2 protein-coding genes are annotated in these 1667 nt (G+C 62.3%); both read left to right on the forward strand.

The genetic code is table 11. The features are described from left to right. Positions 1–94 precede the first annotated feature (94 nt). Positions 95–1105: a ribonuclease gene (locus tag EOA60_RS31910; protein WP_127335044.1), complete on the forward strand. Its 1011-nt coding sequence runs from the start codon at positions 95–97 to the stop codon at positions 1103–1105. Between the two features lie 156 nt (positions 1106–1261). After that, positions 1262–1667, forward strand: a 406-nt coding sequence (locus EOA60_RS31915) for an ATP-binding cassette domain-containing protein (protein WP_128312550.1), incomplete at its 3' end; no start/stop codon positions are given.

A 1667-nucleotide genomic window follows, 5' to 3' on the forward strand; every position in this document is an offset into this window, starting at 1 on the left:
ATTTTCGCGCGACGACAAAGATCGCAATTCTGACACGTCGCCTGTTCTAATGTGCCGAATCCAATACGGTTCGATGATCGCCGGGAGAGCGGGAATGCGGGTTTGGGCAGTATGGGGTTCGGTTGTTCTGACCCTGGTTGGCGCCGGCGCGGCTCAGGCCGATGTGAAGATGAGCGGCACCTTCGTGGCCGACAGCGCCTGTCCGGCAACGCAAGCCATCAAGAGCGGCAAGAACTCCGGCAACGTGTCTACCCAAGCGGGACAGACCTATCAGCTTCTGGCAGGCAACAAGGACGAGCCTACCCATTATCTCATCCAGGTTCCTGGCGCCGATCCGGAGCGACGCTGGGTGAAGATCAACTGCGGCCATGTCATCGGCGGCAGCGCGTCCGCCACGCCCTCGCCGGCTGATCCGATGAAGCCGTCGCAACCTGGTTCCGGCAAGCCTGAATATGTGTTCGCGCTGAGCTGGCAGCCCGCATTCTGTGAGACCAAGGCCAACAAACCCGAATGCAAGGCGCAGAATCCCAACGAATTCGACGCTTCGCACTTCACGCTGCATGGGCTGTGGCCGCAGCCGAACGGCAATTTCTATTGCCAGGTGTCGGCGGGCGACAAGGCCAACGACAATCCCGCGCATTGGGGAGATTTGCCACCCGTCGAACTCGACGCCAACACGCGCGCCGAGCTCGACCAGATGATGCCGGGCACGGCGTCCAAGCTGGAGCGCCATGAATGGATCAAGCACGGCACCTGCTACGGCAAGAGCCAGCAAGAGTATTTCTCCGACGCGCTCAATCTGATGCGCGCGGTGAACGCCTCGCCGGTGCGCGATCTCTTTGTCAAAAACATCGGCAAGCAGCTGACATCGGAGCAGATCCGCAATGCCTTCGACCAGGCCTTCGGCAAGGGCGCCGGGGACCGCATGCGCGTCTCCTGCCTTGTCGATCCGTCGAGCGGAAGGCGGTTGATCGGCGAGCTGACGCTCGGTCTCTCCGGTCCGATCGGCCCCGACAGCAAGCTCGCCAGCCTGCTGATCGCCTCGGCGCCGACGAGCAAGGCGGGCTGCCCGAAGGGCACGGTCGACGCGATAGGGTTCCAATAGGGCGCGTGCCAGGCCCGGATCTGGCCGCCGAACCGAGCATGATCGCCGGCTGGTGAAGAACGCGGCGTGCCGAAAGCGATTGCCGTTCGGCGCTTCATCGCCTACATAGCGCGCAACCCCATCCAATTCGACAGTTCAGTTTCAGGGAAAGCGCGCGTGGCTCGCCAGTTCATCTATCACATGTCAGGCCTGTCGAAGGCCTACGGCACCAAGAAGGTGCTCGACAACATCCACCTGTCCTTCTATCCGGACGCCAAGATCGGCATCCTCGGCCCCAACGGTTCGGGCAAGTCGACCATCCTGCGCATCATGGCCGGGCTCGACAAGGAGTTTCAGGGCGAGGCGTGGCTGGCCGAAGGCGCGACCGTGGGCTATCTCGCTCAGGAGCCGCAGCTCGACAACAGCAAGACCGTGCGTGAAAACGTCATGGACGGCGTCGCCAGGAAGACCGCCATCATCGAGCGCTACAACGAGCTGATGATGAACTATTCCGACGAGACGGCGGACGAGTCGGCCAAGCTGCAGGACGAGATGGACCGGCTGAACCTGTGGGATCTCGAGC

The organism is Mesorhizobium sp. M1A.F.Ca.IN.020.06.1.1, assembly GCF_004023265.1.
GTDB lineage: Bacteria > Pseudomonadota > Alphaproteobacteria > Rhizobiales > Rhizobiaceae > Mesorhizobium.

What these genes read in the sequence shown, in the direction of transcription:
- EOA60_RS31910 (WP_127335044.1), top strand. Translation starts at nt 95, where the DNA reads ATGCGGGTTTGGGCAGTATGGGGTTCGGTTGTTCTGACCCTGGTTGGC.